This is a genomic window from Streptomyces sp. NPDC059248, assembly GCF_042753905.1.
Lineage (GTDB): Bacteria > Actinomycetota > Actinomycetes > Streptomycetales > Streptomycetaceae > Streptomyces.
Genome location: NZ_JBHYZV010000082.1, coordinates 13016 through 31055, shown reverse-complemented (window position 1 = coordinate 31055; position 18040 = coordinate 13016). Strand labels below are relative to the sequence as shown.

At 71.6% G+C, this 18040-nt stretch carries 16 protein-coding genes and 1 riboswitch; of the genes, 6 read left to right on the top strand and 10 right to left on the bottom strand.

Annotated elements, in window-relative coordinates:
- Positions 1-125: 125 nt before the first annotated feature.
- A complete protein-coding gene (locus ACFXG1_RS27560) occupies positions 126-1565 on the bottom strand; it encodes a gamma-aminobutyraldehyde dehydrogenase (protein ID WP_384717185.1) in 1440 nt (479 codons plus the stop codon).
- Positions 1566-1766: 201 nt separating this feature from the next.
- Here ACFXG1_RS27560 and ACFXG1_RS27555 point away from each other — a divergent pair, with 201 nt between their 5' ends.
- The 5 genes from ACFXG1_RS27555 to ACFXG1_RS27535 all read left to right on the top strand — a co-directional run bounded on the left by ACFXG1_RS27555 (position 1767) and on the right by ACFXG1_RS27535 (position 6620).
- Positions 1767-2282, top strand: coding sequence for an Lrp/AsnC family transcriptional regulator (locus ACFXG1_RS27555; protein ID WP_384717182.1), 516 nt, complete (start codon positions 1767-1769; stop codon positions 2280-2282).
- Positions 2267-3646, top strand: a complete 1380-nt coding sequence (locus tag ACFXG1_RS27550) for an aspartate aminotransferase family protein (protein WP_384717179.1) — start codon at positions 2267-2269, stop codon at positions 3644-3646. Before ACFXG1_RS27555 ends, ACFXG1_RS27550 begins: the two co-directional genes overlap by 16 nt.
- Before the next feature lie 341 nt (positions 3647-3987).
- Positions 3988-4716: an ABC transporter ATP-binding protein gene (locus ACFXG1_RS27545; protein ID WP_384717176.1), complete on the top strand. Its 729-nt coding sequence runs from the start codon at positions 3988-3990 to the stop codon at positions 4714-4716.
- The gene (locus ACFXG1_RS27540; RefSeq protein ID WP_384744998.1) at positions 4698-5855 is read left to right on the top strand and encodes a hypothetical protein; all 1158 of its coding nucleotides are present in this window, start codon (positions 4698-4700) and stop codon (positions 5853-5855) included. The genes ACFXG1_RS27545 and ACFXG1_RS27540 overlap by 19 nt, the downstream gene beginning before the upstream one ends.
- Before the next feature lie 303 nt (positions 5856-6158).
- On the top strand, positions 6159-6620 hold the full coding sequence (locus ACFXG1_RS27535; RefSeq protein WP_384713379.1) for a nuclear transport factor 2 family protein: 462 nt from the start codon (positions 6159-6161) through the stop codon (positions 6618-6620).
- An 18-nt stretch (positions 6621-6638) separates the two neighbouring features.
- Here the strand turns inward: ACFXG1_RS27535 and ACFXG1_RS27530 are convergent, their stop codons facing one another.
- From ACFXG1_RS27530 to rpsB, 9 genes are all read right to left on the bottom strand, one after another.
- Positions 6639-7679, bottom strand: coding sequence for an ABC transporter ATP-binding protein (locus ACFXG1_RS27530; protein WP_384713382.1), 1041 nt, complete (start codon positions 7677-7679; stop codon positions 6639-6641).
- Positions 7679-9316, bottom strand: a complete 1638-nt coding sequence (locus ACFXG1_RS27525) for an ABC transporter permease (protein ID WP_384745003.1) — start codon at positions 9314-9316, stop codon at positions 7679-7681. The genes ACFXG1_RS27530 and ACFXG1_RS27525 overlap by 1 nt, the downstream gene beginning before the upstream one ends.
- 44 nt (positions 9317-9360) lie before the next feature.
- Positions 9361-10455: a thiamine ABC transporter substrate binding subunit gene (locus ACFXG1_RS27520; RefSeq protein ID WP_384713385.1), complete on the bottom strand. Its 1095-nt coding sequence runs from the start codon at positions 10453-10455 to the stop codon at positions 9361-9363.
- 84 nt (positions 10456-10539) lie between these two features.
- Positions 10540-10650: riboswitch (TPP riboswitch) on the bottom strand.
- 75 nt (positions 10651-10725) lie between these two features.
- A complete protein-coding gene (rlmN, locus tag ACFXG1_RS27515; RefSeq protein ID WP_384713388.1) occupies positions 10726-11832 on the bottom strand; it encodes a 23S rRNA (adenine(2503)-C(2))-methyltransferase RlmN in 1107 nt (368 codons plus the stop codon).
- A 114-nt stretch (positions 11833-11946) separates the two neighbouring features.
- A complete protein-coding gene (locus ACFXG1_RS27510) occupies positions 11947-13164 on the bottom strand; it encodes a phosphatidate cytidylyltransferase (RefSeq protein ID WP_384713391.1) in 1218 nt (405 codons plus the stop codon).
- The gene (gene frr, locus ACFXG1_RS27505) at positions 13164-13721 is read right to left on the bottom strand and encodes a ribosome recycling factor (RefSeq protein WP_358825162.1); all 558 of its coding nucleotides are present in this window, start codon (positions 13719-13721) and stop codon (positions 13164-13166) included. Before frr ends, ACFXG1_RS27510 begins: the two co-directional genes overlap by 1 nt.
- Before the next feature lie 157 nt (positions 13722-13878).
- Positions 13879-14679, bottom strand: coding sequence for a UMP kinase (pyrH, locus tag ACFXG1_RS27500; protein WP_384745001.1), 801 nt, complete (start codon positions 14677-14679; stop codon positions 13879-13881).
- 246 nt (positions 14680-14925) lie between these two features.
- Positions 14926-15762 (bottom strand): translation elongation factor Ts, encoded by an 837-nt coding sequence (tsf, locus tag ACFXG1_RS27495; protein ID WP_384713398.1) that lies wholly within the window; start codon positions 15760-15762, stop codon positions 14926-14928.
- A gap of 186 nt (positions 15763-15948) precedes the next feature.
- Positions 15949-16884: a 30S ribosomal protein S2 gene (gene rpsB, locus ACFXG1_RS27490; protein ID WP_384744994.1), complete on the bottom strand. Its 936-nt coding sequence runs from the start codon at positions 16882-16884 to the stop codon at positions 15949-15951.
- A 258-nt stretch (positions 16885-17142) separates the two neighbouring features.
- Between rpsB and ACFXG1_RS27485 the strand changes: the two genes are divergently transcribed.
- Positions 17143-17790, top strand: a complete 648-nt coding sequence (locus ACFXG1_RS27485; RefSeq protein ID WP_384716558.1) for a peptidoglycan DD-metalloendopeptidase family protein — start codon at positions 17143-17145, stop codon at positions 17788-17790.
- Positions 17791-18040: the final 250 nt, after the last annotated feature.

Sequence of the window (18040 nt, the reverse complement as noted above, 5' to 3'; positions counted from 1 at the left end):
CCGTCGGACGTCTCCGGCGGCGTACGCACAAACAAACGGGGCGCGCCACTCCCGCCGCGCGCCCCTTCGTCGGTACCGGAGCCGGAGCCGGAACTGGTCCGTGCCGGAGCCGGTGCCGGTGCCGGTCAGGCGTCCAGGGACGTCATGACGTGCTTGATCCGGGTGTAGTCGTCGAAGCCGTAGGCCGACAGGTCCTTGCCGTAGCCGGACTTCTTGAAGCCGCCGTGCGGCATCTCGGCGACCAGCGGGATGTGGGTGTTGATCCAGACGCAGCCGAAGTCGAGCGCCTTGGACATCCGCATCGCCCGCCCGTGGTCCTTGGTCCACACCGACGACGCCAGGGCGTACTCGACGCCGTTGGCGTACTCCAGCGCCTGCGCCTCGTCCGTGAAGGACTGGACGGTGATGACCGGGCCGAAGACCTCGTTCTGGACGATCTCGTCGTCCTGCTTCAGTCCGGAGACCACGGTCGGCGCGTAGAAGTAGCCCTTGTCGCCGACGCGGTGCCCGCCCGCCTCGACCTTGGCGTGCGCGGGCAGCCGGTCGATGAAGCCGGAGACCTGGGCGAGCTGGTTGGCGTTGTTCAGCGGGCCGTACAGGACGTCCTCGTCGTCGGCGGCGCCGGTCTTCGTGCCGGCCGCGGCCTCGGCGAGGGCGGCCACGAACTGGTCGTGGATCGACTCCTGGACCAGGACGCGGGTGGCGGCCGTACAGTCCTGGCCGGCGTTGAAGTAGCCCGCGACGGCGATCTCCTCGACGGCCTTGGCGATGTCGGTGTCCTCGAAGACCACGACCGGCGCCTTGCCGCCCAGCTCCAGATGGACCCGCTTGAGGTCCTTGGCGGCCGACTCGGCGACCTGCATACCGGCGCGTACGGAGCCGGTGATGGAGGCCATCGCGGGGGTCGGGTGCTCCACCATGGCGCGGCCGGTGTCGCGGTCGCCGCAGATGACGTTGAAGACGCCCTTGGGCACGATCGCGCCGATGATCTCGGCGAACAGGGCGGTGGACGCGGGGGTGGTGTCCGAGGGCTTGAGGACGACCGTGTTGCCCGCGGCGAGCGCCGGGGCGAACTTCCACACGGCCATCATCATCGGGTAGTTCCACGGCGCGACCTGGGCGCAGACGCCGACGGGCTCACGTCGGACGATCGAGGTCAGGCCCTCCATGTACTCGCCGGCCGAGCGGCCCTCCAGCATCCGCGCGGCGCCCGCGAAGAACCGGATCTGGTCGACCATCGGGGGGACTTCCTCGGTACGGACCAGACCCAGCGGCTTGCCGGTGTTCTCCGACTCGACCGCGATCAGCTCCTCGGCCCGCTCCTCGAAGGCGTCCGCGATCTTGAGGAGGACCCGCTGGCGCTCGGCGGGGGTGGCGTCGCGCCAGGCGGGGAACGCGGCGGCGGCGGCCTCCATGGCGGCGTCGACATCGGCCTGCCCGGAGAGCGGGGAGGTGGCGTAGACCTCACCGGTGGCCGGGTTGATGACATCGATCGTCCGCCCGTCGGCGGCGTCCCGGAACTCCCCGTTGATGTAGTTGCGCAGACGACGCGGCTCGGTGGTCACTGTTGCCACCCCTCCAGATCTGACGGCCTTGTCAGGCGGCTGTTTCCGTGCCCGGGTGTGGGTCCACCCAGTTCAGTCCACCCTAAACCGACCAGTGACGCTTTCGACAGCCCCGACCCACCACACCTTCGGATTCAGTATCCAAAACACCCTCCGACAACGAATTTCATCGCTCGGGGCTTGCGAGACGGAGGAGTCCCGGTGCAGAGTGAGTCCGTGGCCAGTCGAAGCGCAGACTCCAGGAACGGGTCCGCCGGGAACATCCAGTCCCCGGCGATCGATGCCGTGTCCCTCGCGATCATCGAACAGCTCCAGCAGGACGGACGCCGTCCCTACGCCGCGATCGGCAAGGCCGTCGGCCTGTCGGAGGCGGCGGTGCGCCAGCGCGTGCAGAAGCTGCTCGACCAGGGCGTCATGCAGATCGTCGCCGTGACGGACCCGCTCACCGTGGGTTTCCGCCGCCAGGCGATGGTCGGCATCCGGGTGGAGGGCGACCTCGATCCCGTGGCGGACGCGCTGACGGCCATGGCCGAATGCGAGTACGTGGTGATGACCGCGGGCTCCTTCGACCTGATGGTGGAGATCGTCTGCGAGGACGACGACCACCTGCTCGAAGTGATCAACAAGCGGATTCGCGCGCTCCCCGGTGTGCGGTCCACCGAGAGCTTCGTCTATCTCAAGCTCAAGAAGCAGACCTATATGTGGGGAACCCGATAGCCGTGAGCAAGGACCTCTCCCGAACCGCCTACGACCACCTGTGGATGCACTTCACCCGCATGTCGTCGTACGAGAACTCCCCCGTCCCCACCATCGTCCGCGGTGAGGGCACGTACATCTACGACGACCAGGGCAAGCGCTACATCGACGGCCTCGCCGGCCTCTTCGTGGTGAACGCCGGACACGGTCGTGTGGAGCTGGCCGAGACCGCCTACAAGCAGGCGCAGGAGCTGGCCTTCTTCCCGGTGTGGTCCTATGCCCACCCGAAGGCCGTCGAGCTGGCCGAGCGGCTGGCGCACGAGGCCCCCGGCGACCTCAACAAGGTTTTCTTCACCACCGGCGGCGGCGAGGCCGTGGAGACCGCGTGGAAGCTGGCCAAGCAGTACTGGAAGCTGCGCGGCCACCACACCAAGTACAAGGTCATCTCGCGCGCGGTGGCGTACCACGGCACCCCGCAGGGCGCGCTCTCCATCACCGGCCTGCCCGCCCTCAAGGCCCCGTTCGAGCCGCTGGTCCCCGGCGCGCACAAGGTGCCGAACACCAACATCTACCGCGCGCCGATCCACGGCGACGACCCGGAGGCCTTCGGCCGCTGGGCCGCCGACCAGATCGAGCAGGAGATCCTCTTCGAGGGCCCGGAGACCGTCGCCGCGGTCTTCCTGGAGCCGGTGCAGAACGCCGGCGGCTGCTTCCCGCCGCCCCCCGGCTACTTCCAGCGGGTCCGCGAGATCTGCGACCAGTACGACGTCCTGCTCGTATCGGACGAGGTCATCTGCGCTTTCGGCCGCCTCGGCACGACCTTCGCCTGTGACAAGTTCGGCTACATCCCGGACATGATCACCTGCGCCAAGGGCATGACGTCGGGCTACTCCCCGATCGGCGCCTGCATCGTCTCGGACCGTATCGCCGAGCCGTTCTACCAGGGCGACAACACCTTCCTGCACGGCTACACCTTCGGCGGCCACCCGGTCTCCGCGGCCGTCGGCGTCGCCAACCTCGACATCTTCGAGCGCGAGGGCCTCAACCAGCACGTCCTCGACAACGAGGGCGCCTTCAAGGCCACCCTGGAGAAGCTGTACGACCTGCCGATCGTCGGTGACGTCCGCGGCAACGGCTTCTTCTACGGCATCGAGCTGGTGAAGGACAAGGCCACCAAGGAGACCTTCACGGACGAGGAGACGGAGCGCGTGCTCTACGGCTTCCTCTCCAAGGCGCTCTTCGAGAACGGGCTGTACTGCCGGGCCGACGACCGCGGCGACCCGGTGATCCAGCTCGCCCCGCCGCTGATCGCCGACCAGTCCACGTTCGACGAGATCGAAGCCGTGCTGCGGGCCGTCCTCACCGAGGCGTGGACCAAGCTCTAGGCGGCACGACTACGGCACGACCAGGTACGACTACGGCACTACGGCGCCGAGCCCCCTCCGTGCCCGGCCGCCGAGCCCCGCGGGGCCCGGCGGCCCCGCCGTACCCGGCCCGGGTACGCCCATCCGAGTGGATGGCGCGTGCCCGGGCCGTGTGGTTCCCCGGACCCCGGCGCCCACTGCCCGAGGGTGGTCCCCGTCATCGCCGGGCCACGGATCACGGGACGACCCGGGCGTACGCCGGTGACCGATCCGCCCCGGCCTCGTTCCCCCGTACGGGGGACACGGGATCAGTCCGGGGCCGGCCGAGGCCGCCGCACCCGAACAGAGGCGAGGTGTACGCCATGGAGACTCCGCCGGACGACGACGTGCTGTGGGCGCGCTCGTTGCACCACAGCCACCGCGGTTCCCCGGCGCTCACCGGCGTCGACGTCGCGGTCCGCGAGGGCGAGATCCTCGCGGTGCACGGCCCGCGCGGCGCCGGGAAGACGACCCTGCTGCGCTGTCTGTCCGGGCAGCTCGTACCCGCCGAAGGCGAGGTCTGGTTCAACGGCACGCCCGTCCACACCCTGCACACCGCCCACCGCGAGCGGCTGCGCCGGGAACGCTTCGGCTGGATCGGCTCCGACGCGGCGCTCGTCCCCGAGCTGACCGTCTGGGAGAACGCGGCCCTGCCGCTGCTGCTGCGGGGCGTCCCGCACCGGCGGGCCAAGACCACCGCCAGGGACTGGCTGGAGCGGCTCGACATCGGCGCGCTCGCCCGCCGCCGCCCCGGGGCACTCACCCCGGCGCAGCGGCAGCGGACCGCGACCGCGCGCGCCCTGGTCGCCGAGCCCGCGGTGCTCTTCGCCGACGAACCCACCGCCACCCTGCACCGCGCCGACGCGGGCCAGCTGCTCCGTACGGTGCTGGCCGCGGCCCGCTCGCACCGGATCACAGTCCTGCTCGCCAGCCACGACCCCGAGGTCGCGGCCCTCGCCGACCGGGGTCTCACCCTCCTCGACGGACGGCGGACCGACACCCCGGCCGCCGTCGGTACGGAAGGCCGGGCCGCGTGCTCGCTCTCCGTCTAGCCCGCGGCTCGCGCCCCCTGGTCCTGCTGCGGCGGCTGCTCGTCGCCGCCGCGTCGGCGGGCGTCGGCTTTCTGCTGCTCAGCGCTCTGGCGCACGCGCTCGCCCACCCAGGAGACCCGTCGGGGTCGGTCCTGCGGCTCGTCTGGTGTCTGGTCCCGCTGGCCGCCGCGGTCCACTTCGCGGTCGCCGTGGCCCGGACGGATCCCGGTACCCGGCCGCGCGGCGGACTGTCCGCCGTCGGTCTCGGCCCGGCGCGGCTCGCGGCGCTGGCCGCCGCGACCACGGCCGTCGCCGCCACCCTCGGCAGCGCCCTCGCCCTGCTGTTCTTCCTCCATCTGCGGGGCGATCTGACCGGGCTGCCGTTCGACGGCGCCGCGGCCGAGCTGCTCGCCGCCGGGCGGCCGCTGCCGACGCCCGCCGCGCTGACCCTGCTGGCGCTGCCGCCGCTGGCGGCGACCGCGGCCGCCGTACTCGCCCTGCGCCGCCGCGCCGCCGCCGACCCGGCGGCGGCCGTCGAGCCACCCGGGCCCGGTGTCATGCCCGGCGGGCTGCCGTGGGGCTGTGCCCTGACCGCCGCCGGCCTGGCGATCGGGACGTACGCGGCCGGGACCGCGAGCGGCGGGGACGTACCGCTCCCCGGCGATCTGGGCGCCGACCCGGCGGGTGTCCTCACCGGCTGGGCGGTCACCGCCACCGGCCTGGCCGTCGCTGGCCCGGCGCTCACCCACGCCGCGGGCCGTCTGCTCCAACTGGCGGGTCCCGGCGCCGTACGGCTCCTCGCGGGCCGGGTCCTGATGGCGGAGGCCCGCCGGATCGGCCGCCCCCTGGGCGTGGTGTGCGCGGTCGCCGCGGCCGTGATCGCCGCGGTGACCCTGGCCGGCGAGGGCTCCCGCCCCTTCGGCCCGCTCACAGGCCTGGGCGCCACCCTCGTCATCGCCTGTACGACGGCGACCCTCCTGGTCACCGTCGCCGAGGCCCGTGACCTGCGTACCGGCGTCCGTACCGACCTCCGCCGCCTGGGCGCCCCCGCCTCGGCCCTGCGCGCGGCGGCCGCCCTGCGCGTCCTCGCCCTCCTGGCCGTCTTCGCCCCCCTGACCTGGGCGGTGGCCACCCTGGCCGCCGTACCCCTGCGGGGCTGAGCCGGCCCGACCGCCTCGGGCTCCCGGTGCTCCCGGTGCTCCCCGTGCTCCCGGTGCTCCCGGTGGGACCGCGCCGTTGCCGTGATCGTTGCGTGCCGTCCGCGGCAGACCGGTGGCTGGTCGCGCAGTTCCCCGCGCCCCTGAACTCCTCGGGGCGGGCCCGCTTGATTGCTTTTGGGGGCGCGGGGCGCCACGGTCACCGCGAGGGCGGGACATGACCCGGGAGGTAATCGACCGGTTCCGCGCGGCCCGGCAGGATCGGTACCGCCGACGCCGCCACAGCCACACCGGAGGGACCCCGCCATGAACCCCACCACCGCCAACACCACCACCCCCGAGGCCGTCGAGGCCGCCGGGACGGCGGCGACGCGGGCCGTCGTCGAGGAGTTCCTGGCCCGGCTCGGCCAGGGGCCCGAAGCCATCGCGGAGCTGTACGCGGAGGAAGTCGACTGGTACATCGCGCCCAACCCGGACGTCCCGTGGATCAAGCCCCGCTCCACCCGCGCCGATATCGCCGACCACTACCGCGAGCTGGCCGCCGGGCAGGAGAACGACCCGGCGGGGACCCGGTTCGACGCCGTCGTCGTCACCGGCCCCGACGCGGTCGTCGTCGGGACCCTCGCCGGGACGGTCCGCGCGACCGGGATCGGCTTCCAGTCGCCGTTCGCCCTCCACTTCACGGTGGCGAACGGCCTGATCGTCCGGTTCCGCGTCATCGAGGACAGCCTCGCCGTCGCCGCGGCCTGCGCCCCGGACCGCGCCTGATCGCACCGTCCCCCGGCCTCAGCCCCGCGGGGACCGGCCCAGGACGACCACCTCGTCCGGGGCGAACTCCACACCCACCCGGTCCCCCTGCTCCGGCGCGTCCCGCAGCCCGACCTCGGCCTCCAGGGCCGGGCCCGACTCCGGGCGCAGCCGCAGGGCGACATGCGTGCCCCGGAACGTACGGGACTCCACGACGCACCGCGGGCCGGTCCCCGCGCCGGGCGCGGTGAGCCGTACGCCCGACGGCCTGATCATCACGTCGTACGCGCCGTCCCGCACCCCGCCGGGCACCGTCACCCGGCCCCAGTCGGTGTCGGCTGCGCCGTCCCGCACCACGGCGTCGGCCGTCACATTGTCGAAGCCGAGGAACCGGGCGACGAACGCGTCCGCGGGCCGCCGCCAGACGTCCAGCGGCGCGCCGGTCTGCGCGATCCGCCCGTCCCGCATGATCACCACCCGGTCGGCGAGCGCGAACGCCTCGCCCTGGTCGTGGGTGACGGCGAGGACCGTCGTACCGAGCCGCCCGAACAGCGCCCGCAACTCGACCACCAGCCGCTCCCGCAGCCCCCGGTCGAGCTGGCCGAGGGGTTCGTCGAGCATCAGCAGCCGCGGCTCGGGCGCCAGCGCGCGGGCGAGCGCGACCCGCTGCTGCTCTCCGCCGGACAGCGACGCCACCGCGCGCCCCTCGGCCCCCGGCAGTCCCACCAGTTCCAGCAGTTCGGTGGTCCGGGCCCGTTGCACGGCCCGGTCGCGGCCCCGCATCCGCAGCCCGAAGGCGACGTTTCCGGCGACGTCGTGCTGGGGGAAGAGCTGATGGTCCTGGAACATCAGGCCGACGCCGCGCCGGTGCACGGGGACGCCCTTCTGGTCCTCGCCCGCGAGGAGGACCCGGCCGCCGTCGGTGTGCCGGAGCCCGGCGACGACCCGCAACAGGGTCGACTTGCCGCTGCCGCTGGGGCCCAGCACACAGACGATCTCGTGGTCGGCGACCGTCAGACCGACCGCGTCGAGGGCGGCCCGCGCCCCGAAACGTACCGTCACATCGTCCAGTTCCAGCATCAGAACTCCCCGGTCGTGGCGGTCGTGGTCCGGATCCGGACGCGCTCCAGCAACAGCAGCGCGACCGCGCACACCACCATCAGGATCGTGCTCAGGGCCATGGCCTGCCCGTAGTTCAGCTCACCGGGCCGGCCGATCAGACGGGCGACGGCGACGGGCAGGGTGGGCTGGTCGGGCCGGGCGATGAAGACGGTGGCGCCGAACTCGCCCAGGGACATCGCGAAGGCGAACCCGGCGGCGACCAGCAGGGCGCGGCGTACCAGCGGCAGATCGATCTCCCGCCACACCCTCAGGGGCGAGGCGCCGAGTACGGCCGCGGCCTCCCGCAGCCGGTGGTCGACGGCCCGCAGCACGGGCAGCATGGTGCGGACCACGAACGGCACCCCGACCAGGGCCTGGGCGAGCGGTACCAGGATCCACGACGTCCGCAGATCCAGCGGGGGCTCGTCCAGGGTGATGAGGAAGCCGAACCCGACGGTGACCGCGGAGACCCCGAGCGGCAGCATCAGCAGCGCGTCGAATCCCCGCAGTATCCGTCCGGCGCCGCCGTCGCCGCGCCGGGCCAGGGCAGCTGCGGCGAGCCCGCCGATCACGACGGCGATCGCGGTGGCGGCCAGGGCGTACCGCAGGGAGTTCCCCACGGCGTGTACCGGTGGTACGAGGAAGGCGCCGCCGCTGCCATCGAGGGTGCCGAGGGCCCGGTAGTAGTCGAGGCCGTAGCCGCGGGGGGTGTCGAGGGACCGTTCGACGAGGACGCCGAGCGGCAGCAGGAGCAGCAGGGCGACGCTGGTGAGGACGGCGCCCAGCAGGGCCCACTGGCGCGGTCCGCGCGGCCGGCGCGCCGTCTGCCGGGGATCCACCAGGGTGAGGGTGTTCTCGCGCCGTCGTACGGTCCTGGCGTGGACCGCGAGGACCGTGCCGACGGCGGCGAACTGCACCAGGGTGAGTACGGCCGCGGTCCGCAGGTCGAGGAGTTGCGCGGTCTGCCGGTAGACCTCGACCTCCAGGGTGGCGAAGCCGGGGCCGCCGAGGATCTGCACGATGCCGAAGGAGGTGAAGGTGAACAGGAAGACCATGAGGGCGGCGGCGGCGACGGACGGCGCCAGCGCGGGCAGGGTCACGGTCCGCCAGGCGGTGAACCGCCCGGCGCCGAGGACCCGGGCGGCCTCCTCCTGCCGGGGGTCGAGCTGGGCCCACAGCCCGCCGACGGTCCGGACCACGACGGCGTAGTTGAAGAAGACATGGGCGACGAGGATCGCCCAGACGGTGGTGTCGAGCCGGATCCCCCAGGTCTCGTCGAGGAGCCCGCCGCGGCCGAGGAGGGCCAGGAAGGCGGTGCCGACGACGACCGTGGGCAGCACGAACGGCACGGTCACCACGGCCCGCAGCAGCCGTTTGCCGGGGAAGTCGTAGCGCGCCATGACATAGGCGCCGGGCAGGGCGACCAGCAGGGTCAGAGCCGTCGACAGCAGCGCCTGCCAGGTGGTGAACCACAGCACGCCCGCGATGTCGTCGCGGCCGAGGACCTCGGTGATCCGGCCGAACCGCCAGGCGCCGCCGTCGCGCAGCCCGCGGCCGACGATGGCCGCGACGGGGTAGGCGAAGAAGACGCCGAAGAACGCGGCGGGCAGGAGCATCAGCCCCAGCCGCGCCGCGTTCCCCGTACGGGACGGGCCGCCCGTCACTTCACGACGGTCGATGACCACGTCTGAACCCACTGCTCACGGTTCTCGGAGATGGTGTCCGGCGGCAGTGTCAGCGGGTCGGCGATCTTCACACCGTGCTTGCTGAACAGCTCGGGCAGCTTCGCGTCCTTCACCACCGGGTTGACGAACATGGTGAGCGGCACGTCCTCCTGGAACGTGGTGGAGACGAGGAAGTCCAGCAGGGCCTTGCCGCCGGCCTCGTTCTTCGCGCCCTTGAGGAGCCCGGCGAACTCGATCTGCCGGAAGCAGGTACCGGTGGCGACACCGGTGGGCGCGGTCGTGGGCTGCGGCTTCGCGTACAGCACCTCGACGGGCGGGCTGGAGGCGTAGGAGACCACAAGCGGACGGTCGCCGCCCTCCTTCTTGCCCCCGGCGGATCCGGAGAACTCCCGGTTGTACGCCTCTTCCCAGCCGTCGACGACCTTGACGCCGTTGGCCTTCAGCTTCTTCCAGTACCCCTGCCAGCCGTCCTCGCCGTAGCGGGCGACGGTACCGAGGACGAAGCCGAGACCGGGCGACGAGGTGGCCGCGTTCTCGACGACCAGCAGATCCTTGTACGCGGGCTTCGCCAGGTCGTCGAGGGTCTCCGGCGGTGCCAGCTTCCGGTCCGCGAAGTACTTCTTGTCGTAGTTGACGCAGACGTCGCCGGTGTCGACGGGGGTGACCCGGTGCTCGCCCTTGTCGAGCTGGACGTCCTGCGGGATCCGGTCGAGACCCTTGGCCCGGTACGACGTGAAGATGCCGTTGTCGAGGGCGCGGGAGAGCAGGGTGTTGTCGACGCCGAAGAAGACATCGCCCGTCGGGGAGCCCTTGGTGAGGATCTCCTTGTTGAGCGCGACCCCCGCATCGCCGCTCTTGAGGACCTTGACCGTATAGCCGGTGCGCTTGGTGAACTCCTTCAGCACGGCCTCGGATGCGGCGAAGGAGTCGTGGCTGACGAGGGTGACGGTCTTCGACGCCGCCTGGCCGCCGGAGTCCTTCCCGCCGTCCTCACCGCCGCAGGCGGCGAGGACGGAGACACCGAGCCCGGTGGCCAGCGCGACGGCCGCGGTCTTCCTGATACTGCTCACGGATCGAAGTCCTCCTGGTGACGGCCAGGAAGAGACGCGGCCCCGCCCGGACTCCCCGAGGGAATCCGGGCAGGGCGCAACAGCTCGAGTGAACAACCGAACTTCCTACCCGGAATGACCCGGGCGAGGTTCAGAGGGTCTGCGGTCCCGTAGGTACCGCACTCTCAGCGCTGTGGCGCTCCCCTGTCGGATATCTGCAGATGTTCAGGCCAGCCTACAAGGTGCGATTCCCGCCACGGCAGGGGCCGGCCCCCGGCGCTCGGCGGACCGTCACCGCTCGGACGCGGCGAGCTGCCCGCAGGCGCCGTCGATCTCCTGGCCCCGGGTGTCCCGTACGGTCACCGGCACCCCGTGGGCCGCGATCGCCTCGACGAACGCCTTCTCGTCCTCGGGCCGCGAAGCGGTCCACTTCGACCCGGGCGTCGGGTTCAGCGGGATCAGGTTCACATGGACCCGCTTGCCCTTGAGGAGCCGCCCCAGCAGGTCACCGCGCCACGCCTGGTCGTTGATGTCCCGGATCAGGGCGTACTCGATGGAGACACGGCGGCCCGACTTCTCCGCGTACTCCCACGCGGCGTCGAGCACCTCCCGCACCTTCCAGCGCGTATTGACGGGCACCAGGGTGTCCCGCAGCTCGTCGTCCGGGGCGTGCAGCGACACCGCGAGCCGGCACTTGAAGCCCTCGTCGGCGAAGCGGAGCATCGCGGGCACCAGACCGACCGTGGAGACGGTGATGCCGCGCTGCGAGAGACCGAGACCGTCCGGCTCGGGATCGGTGAGCCGCCGGACGGCCCCCACGACCCGCTTGTAGTTCGCCAGCGGCTCGCCCATCCCCATGAACACGATGTTCGACAGCCGCGCGGGCCCCCCGGGCACCTCGCCGTCCCGCAGCGCCCGCATCCCGTCCACGATCTGGTGGACGATCTCCGCGGTCGACAGATTGCGGTCCAGACCGGCCTGCCCGGTGGCGCAGAACGGGCAGTTCATCCCGCATCCGGCCTGGGAGGAGATACACATCGTGACCCGGTCCGGATAGCGCATCAGCACGGACTCCACCAGGGTCCCGTCGTGCAGCCGCCAGAGCGTCTTACGGGTGGTGTCGTCGTCGCACGAGATATGCCGCACCACCGACATCAGATCGGGCAGCAGCTCCGCCGCCAGCTTCTCCCGCGAAGCGGCCGGGATGTCGGTCCACTCGGCCGGGTCGTGCGCGTACCGCGCGAAGTAGTGCTGCGACAGCTGCTTGGCGCGAAACGGCTTCTCACCGACCGCGGCGACGGCGTCCTTCCGCTCGGCGGGCGAAAGATCGGCGAGATGCCTCGGGGGCTTCTTGGCTCCCCGGGGCGCGATGAATGTGAGTTCTCCGGGCTTGGGCATGGTCCATCCAGTGTCGCAGAGATACCAGGAAGGGCCCGCCACCCTGTGGATGACGAGCCCTTCCCCTACAAAACCGCAGGTCAGCGGCGTAATACTCCAGGCAGCCGGCTCCGGCTACCCCGCCCCGACGAAGATCACCAGCAGGAGCCACACCACCGGCGCGGTCGGCAGCAGGGAGTCCAGCCGGTCCATGATGCCGCCGTGGCCGGGGAGCAGGGTGCCCATGTCCTTGATGCCGAGATCGCGCTTGATCATCGACTCGCCCAGGTCGCCCAGGGTGGCCGTGACCGCGACCGCGAGGCCCAGCAGAAGACCCTGCCACCAGCTGCCGCCGTCGACGAGGAACTCCATACAGAGCGCACCCGCCGCCATCGCGAAGCCCACGGCGCCCAGGAGACCCTCCCGGGTCTTCCCCGGACTGATCCGGGGCGCCAGCTTCCGCTTGCCGAAGCGCCAGCCGACCGCGTACGCGCCCGTATCGCTGACCACGGTCAGCAGGAGGAACGTCAGGACCCGCTGCGCCCCGTCGTCGGCGGTGAGCATCATCGCCACGAACGTCGCCAGGAACGGTACGTAGAAGGCGGCGAAGACTCCCGCCGTGACGTCCTTCAGATACCCGTCGGGCGGCTCCGTCATCCGCCACACCAGGACCGCGAGGGCGGTGAGCGCCATGGCGACCCAGGCGCCCTCAGCGCCGCGGACGTATCCGGCGACGACCATCGCGGCGCCGCCGACCGCCAGCGGCACCAGCGGCGCCTTGATCTGCTTGCGCTCCTGGAGACGGGACGTCAGCTCCCACAGACCGACGACGACGGCGACCGTTATCACGCCGACGAAGACGGCCTTCACGACGAAGAGCGATGCGATGATCACCGCCCCGAGTCCGACGCCGACCCCTATGGCCGCCCGCAGATCGCGTCCGGCGCGCTTCTTCTCCCGCCGGCCGTCGCTCCGCCCGGCGGGTCCTCGGCTCCCGCCGTTCTCACCGCCCTCGTCGCCCGCCGCGGGACCGCCCGGTGGTGGTGGCGGGCCGGGTGGCCCGGCCGGGGCGGAGTCCCGCGGTACCTCGTCGCGGAACAGGGGACCGTTGAACCGCGCGGCCCCCGGGTCGTCGTCCCGCCCGTCCCGCTCGTCGCGTTCGTTCCGCCGATCGCGGTCGTCGGGACCGTCGGCGGTGTTACCTGCGTCGGGGAAGTCCGGCACGATGGGCATGGGCCGAGTCTGCTGTGCGTCGTGCCCACCGTACGCGGGACCCGCCGACAGCGGGTCCCGGTCCTGCCACTCCCCGACATAGCCGGCCCGCTGCGGGGCCCCCCAGGAAGCGTCGTTCATCAGACTTCGAGCAGCTCGGCTTCCTTGTGCTTCAGCAGCTCGTCCACCTGCGCCACGTACTTCGCGGTGGTGTCGTCGAGCTCCTTCTCCGCACGGCGGCCCTCGTCCTCGCCGACCTCGCCGTCCTTGACGAACTTGTCGATCGTCTCCTTGGCCTTGCGGCGCACGGCGCGGATGGAGATCTTGGCGTCCTCCGCCTTGCCCTTGGCGACCTTGATGTACTCGCGGCGGCGCTCCTCGGTCAGCTCCGGGAACACCACTCGGATGATGTTGCCGTCGTTGCTCGGGTTGACGCCGAGGTCGGAGTCGCGGATCGCCTGCTCGATATTGCGCAGCGCCGTCTTGTCGAAGGGGGTGACCACGGCCATCCGGGGCTCGGGCACCGAGAACGAGGCCAGCTGGTTGATCGGGGTCAGCGCGCCGTAGTAGTCGGCCACGATCTTGTTGAACATCGCCGGGTGCGCACGCCCGGTGCGGATCGCGGCGAAGTCGTCCTTGGCGACCAGGACGGCCTTCTCCATCTTCTCCTCGGCCTCGAGGAGGGTCTCTTCGATCACCACTTGCTCCTGCGTGTCTTGAGTAGGCCCGGCTGACAACTGCCCGGTCGGGCGGAACCTGTCGCGTCTCCCCTGCACGGTGTCCGACCGGCAGGGCTTTGTCTATCCCCGGATATCCTCGGGCATCCGTTCCCGGACGCCCCGGACACCCCCCGGATCAGGACCGGGTGCCCTTGTCGCTGACGAGCGTGCCGATCTTCTCACCCCGTACCGCGCGGGCGATATTCCCCTCGGCCAGCAACTCGAAGACGAGGATCGGCAGGGCGTTGTCACGGCAGAGGGTGATCGCCGTGGCGTCCGCGACCTTCAGATCGCGGGTGATGACCTCGCCGTACTCCAGCGCGTCGTACTTGACCGCGCCGGGGTTGGTCCGCGGGTCGGAGTCGTAGACCCCGTCGACCCCGTTCTTGCCCATCAGCAGGGCCTCGGCGTCGATCTCCAGGGCGCGCTGCGCGGCGGTGGTGTCGGTGGAGAAGTACGGCATGCCCATGCCGGCGCCGAAGATGACGACGCGGCCCTTCTCCAGATGCCGTACGGCCCGCAGCGGGATGTACGGCTCGGCGACCTGGCCCATGGTGATGGCGGTCTGGACCCGGGAGTCGATGCCCTCCTTCTCCAGGAAGTCCTGGAGCGCGAGGCAGTTCATGACCGTACCGAGCATGCCCATGTAGTCGGAGCGGGCCCGGTCCATGCCGCGGACCTGGAGCTCGGCGCCGCGGAAGAAGTTGCCGCCGCCGATGACGATGGCGATCTGGGCGCCGTCGCGGACGACGGCCGCGATCTCACGGGCGATGGCGTGGACGACGTCGGGGTCCACTCCGAGACCCCCGCCGCCGGAGAACGCTTCTCCGGAGAGCTTCAGCATGAAGCGTCCGGCACCGGCCTTGGTCACGTCGTGGTTCCCGTCGTGGTCGCTGTTGTCGCCGGCTGCCTGGGTGGCGTCCGCGCCCTTGTTCATGGAGATCTCCTCGTACACATACGAGAAGGCCATCGCCGGTGGGTACTGGTGTCCCTGTCGGCAATGGCCTCCTCGTCAGATCTGCGGTCGTCCGGCGCTCCGTGCACGACGGAGGCGCCCGGGACCCACGCGGCCGATGACTGCGTGGGAAACCCTAGCGGGCCGACGGATCGATCGCGTACTCGGCGTACCCGTGCCGCCGCGGCGGACGGCCCGGGTACGCGGGTACTCGTTCCTGCGTCCCGGTCAGGCGCCGACGCGGATACGGGCGAAGCGCTTCAGCTCCACACCGGCCTCGTCGACGACCTTCTGGACGGACTTCTTGTTGTCCTTCGCGAACGCCTGCTCAAGGAGGGTGACCTCCTTGAAGAAGCCGTTCACCCGGCCTTCGACGATCTTCGGCAGGGCGGCCTCGGGCTTGCCCTCCTCGCGGGAGGTGGCCTCGGCGACCCGGCGCTCGTTCTCGACGACCTCGGCCGGGACCTCGTCACGGGAGAGGTACTTCGGCGAGAAGGCGGCGATGTGCTGGGCGACGTCCTTGGCGACGTCCGCGTTCGCGGCGCTCAGCTCGACGAGCACGCCGACCTGCGGCGGCAGGTCGGGCATGGTGCGGTGCAGGTAGACACCGACGTACGCACCGGAGAACTGGGCGAAGCGGTCGAGGACGATCTTCTCGCCGAGGTTGGCGTTGGCCTCGTCGACGTACGCCTGGACGGTCTTGCCGGCCTCGATCTCGGAGGCGAGCAGCGCGTCGAGGTCCGCCGGGGAGGTGGCGGCGACGTGCGCGGCGAGCGCGTTGGCGACGGCCAGGAACTTCTCGCCCTTGGCGACGAAGTCGGTCTCGCACTTCAGCTCGAGCAGAACGCCGGACGTCTTGTCCTCGGAGATGAGGGAGACGACCGCGCCGTTCGATGCGGTACGGGACTCGCGCTTGGCGACGCCCTTCTGGCCCTTGACGCGCAGCAGCTCGACGGCCTTGTCGACGTTGCCGTCGGCCTCGTCGAGGGCCTTCTTGCAGTCCATCATGCCGGCGCCGGTCAGCTCACGGAGCTTCTTGACGTCGGCGGCGGTGTAGTTCGCCATGTCCTTCAGTCTTTTCTCGAAAAGGTTCGGGAGTCGAAGTCGAGACGGATCCGGTGGGGCTCGCGCCCGGCCGGACCGCGGCCCGTCACCGGCCGGCCGCGGTCAGCGGCCGGATCCGGGGACGGACGGCGGGGCCGGTGCGCTGGGCACCGTACCCGCCGTCCTCACCTGCCGTACCCGGCGGGATCAGCCCTGCGGGGCGTCCTCGGCCGGCTTCTCGGCCTCGGCGACGGGAGCCTCGGCGGCGGCCTCGGCGGGCTGCTCGGCCTCGGCGGCGGGGGCGTCGGCGACAGGCGCCTCAGCGGCGGCAGCCTCGGCCGGCTTCTCGGCGTCGTCGGCCTTCTTCTCGCCCTCGAGGAGGTCGCGCTCCCACTCGGCGAGCGGCTCACCGGCGGCCTTGTCGCCCGGCTTGGAGTCACCGGTGGCGACACCGGAACGGGCGATGAGGCCCTCGGCGACGGCGTCGGCGATCACACGGGTCAGCAGCGTGACGGAGCGGATCGCGTCGTCGTTGCCGGGGATCTTGTAGTCGACCTCGTCGGGGTCGCAGTTGGTGTCGAGGATCGCGACGACCGGGATGTGGAGCTTGCGCGCCTCACCGACGGCGATGTGCTCCTTCTTGGTGTCGACGATCCAGACGGCGCTCGGCACCTTCTGCATCTCGCGGATGCCGCCGAGGGTCTTCTCCAGCTTGGTCTTCTCGCGGGAGAGGACGAGCAGCTCCTTCTTGGTGAGGCCGGAGGCGGCCACGTCCTCGAAGTCGATCTGCTCCAGCTCCTTGAGGCGCTGCAGCCGCTTGTAGACCGTGGAGAAGTTGGTCAGCATGCCGCCGAGCCAACGCTGGTTGACGTACGGCATACCCACGCGGGTCGCCTGCTCGGCGATCGCCTCCTGGGCCTGCTTCTTGGTGCCGACGAACATGATGGAGCCGCCGTGCGCGACGGTCTCCTTGACGAACTCGTAGGCGCGGTCGATGTACGACAGCGACTGGAGCAGGTCGATGATGTAGATGCCGTTGCGCTCGGTGAAGATGAAGCGCTTCATCTTCGGGTTCCAGCGACGGGTCTGGTGACCGAAGTGGACGCCGCTCTCCAGCAGCTCCCGCATCGTGACGACGGCCATGGCCGTATCTCCTTGAATTCTCGGTTGGTGTCCTGACGCCCCGGCGCGCCTGCCACGAAGGACCGAGAGGCGCGGCCACCGACCCCAGAGGGGTGAGCGGTGGCGGGGCGTGCGAAGTCGACCCGGTGACCCGGATCGCCAGTAGAAGTGTACGGGACCCCGGCGGTGCCGGGTGACGGCGTTGTCCACAACCCGTCCCCCGTCCACAGATCCCCACCATGATCCCCCGGATTCCCTTCTCCGGCGCATCCTCGTCCCATGCCGTCCACGACCACGACCGTGCTCGCCCTGATCCCGGCCCTGCTGTCACCTTCCGTGACCACCGGGTCCGGGCCGTTGTCCACCACTTCACCGTCACCGCCCTCGGCGGCGGCGCCCGCCTCCGTCCCGCCGACCACGCCGACGCCCTCCGGAACGGGCGCCGCGGTCACACGGGGTGACGACCGGCGGTGGCCCGTTCCCCGGCCCCGGATCCTCCGCGGCTGGGATCCCCCCGCCTCGCCCTACGGCCCCGGCCACCGCGGTGTGGACCTGGCCGCCCCGCCGGACACCCCGGTACGGGCCCCCGGGCCCGGCCGGATCCACTTCGCCGGCCGGATCGCGGGCCGCGGAGTCCTCTCCCTCACCCTCGACGGCACCGGCACCCCGCCCCTGCGCGTCACCTACGAACCGGTGGACGCCCTCCTCCCCACGGGCACCGGGGTCACGGCGGGCACCCCGGTCGCCCGGCTCTCCGCCGCCCCGCGCCACTGCCCGGTGAGCTGCCTCCACTGGGGGCTCCTCCGCGGCACGGAGTATCTGAACCCGCTCTCCCTCGTCCGCCGCCCCCACAGCCGACTCCTCCCCCTCGCACCACCCCGGCACGACCGACCCCCCACCACCCGCGGGGACCCGGCCACCCCGTAACCGGGACAACCGGAACACCCGGAGAACGGGAGGACTGGAGGACGGCAGGACCGGAGGACAGGAAGACGGGAGGGCGGCAGGACCGGAGGACGGGAAGACCGGAGGGCTGAAGGACTGAAGGGCCCGGCAACCCCGGCAGCAGCACGAAGGCGCCCCGCGGCCGAGCGGCGAGCCGCCCTGCGCGCCATCTGCCGGACCGGCCGGAGAAAACGGGGGTGGGGTGGGTGGGGGTGGGGGGCGGGGGGGGAGG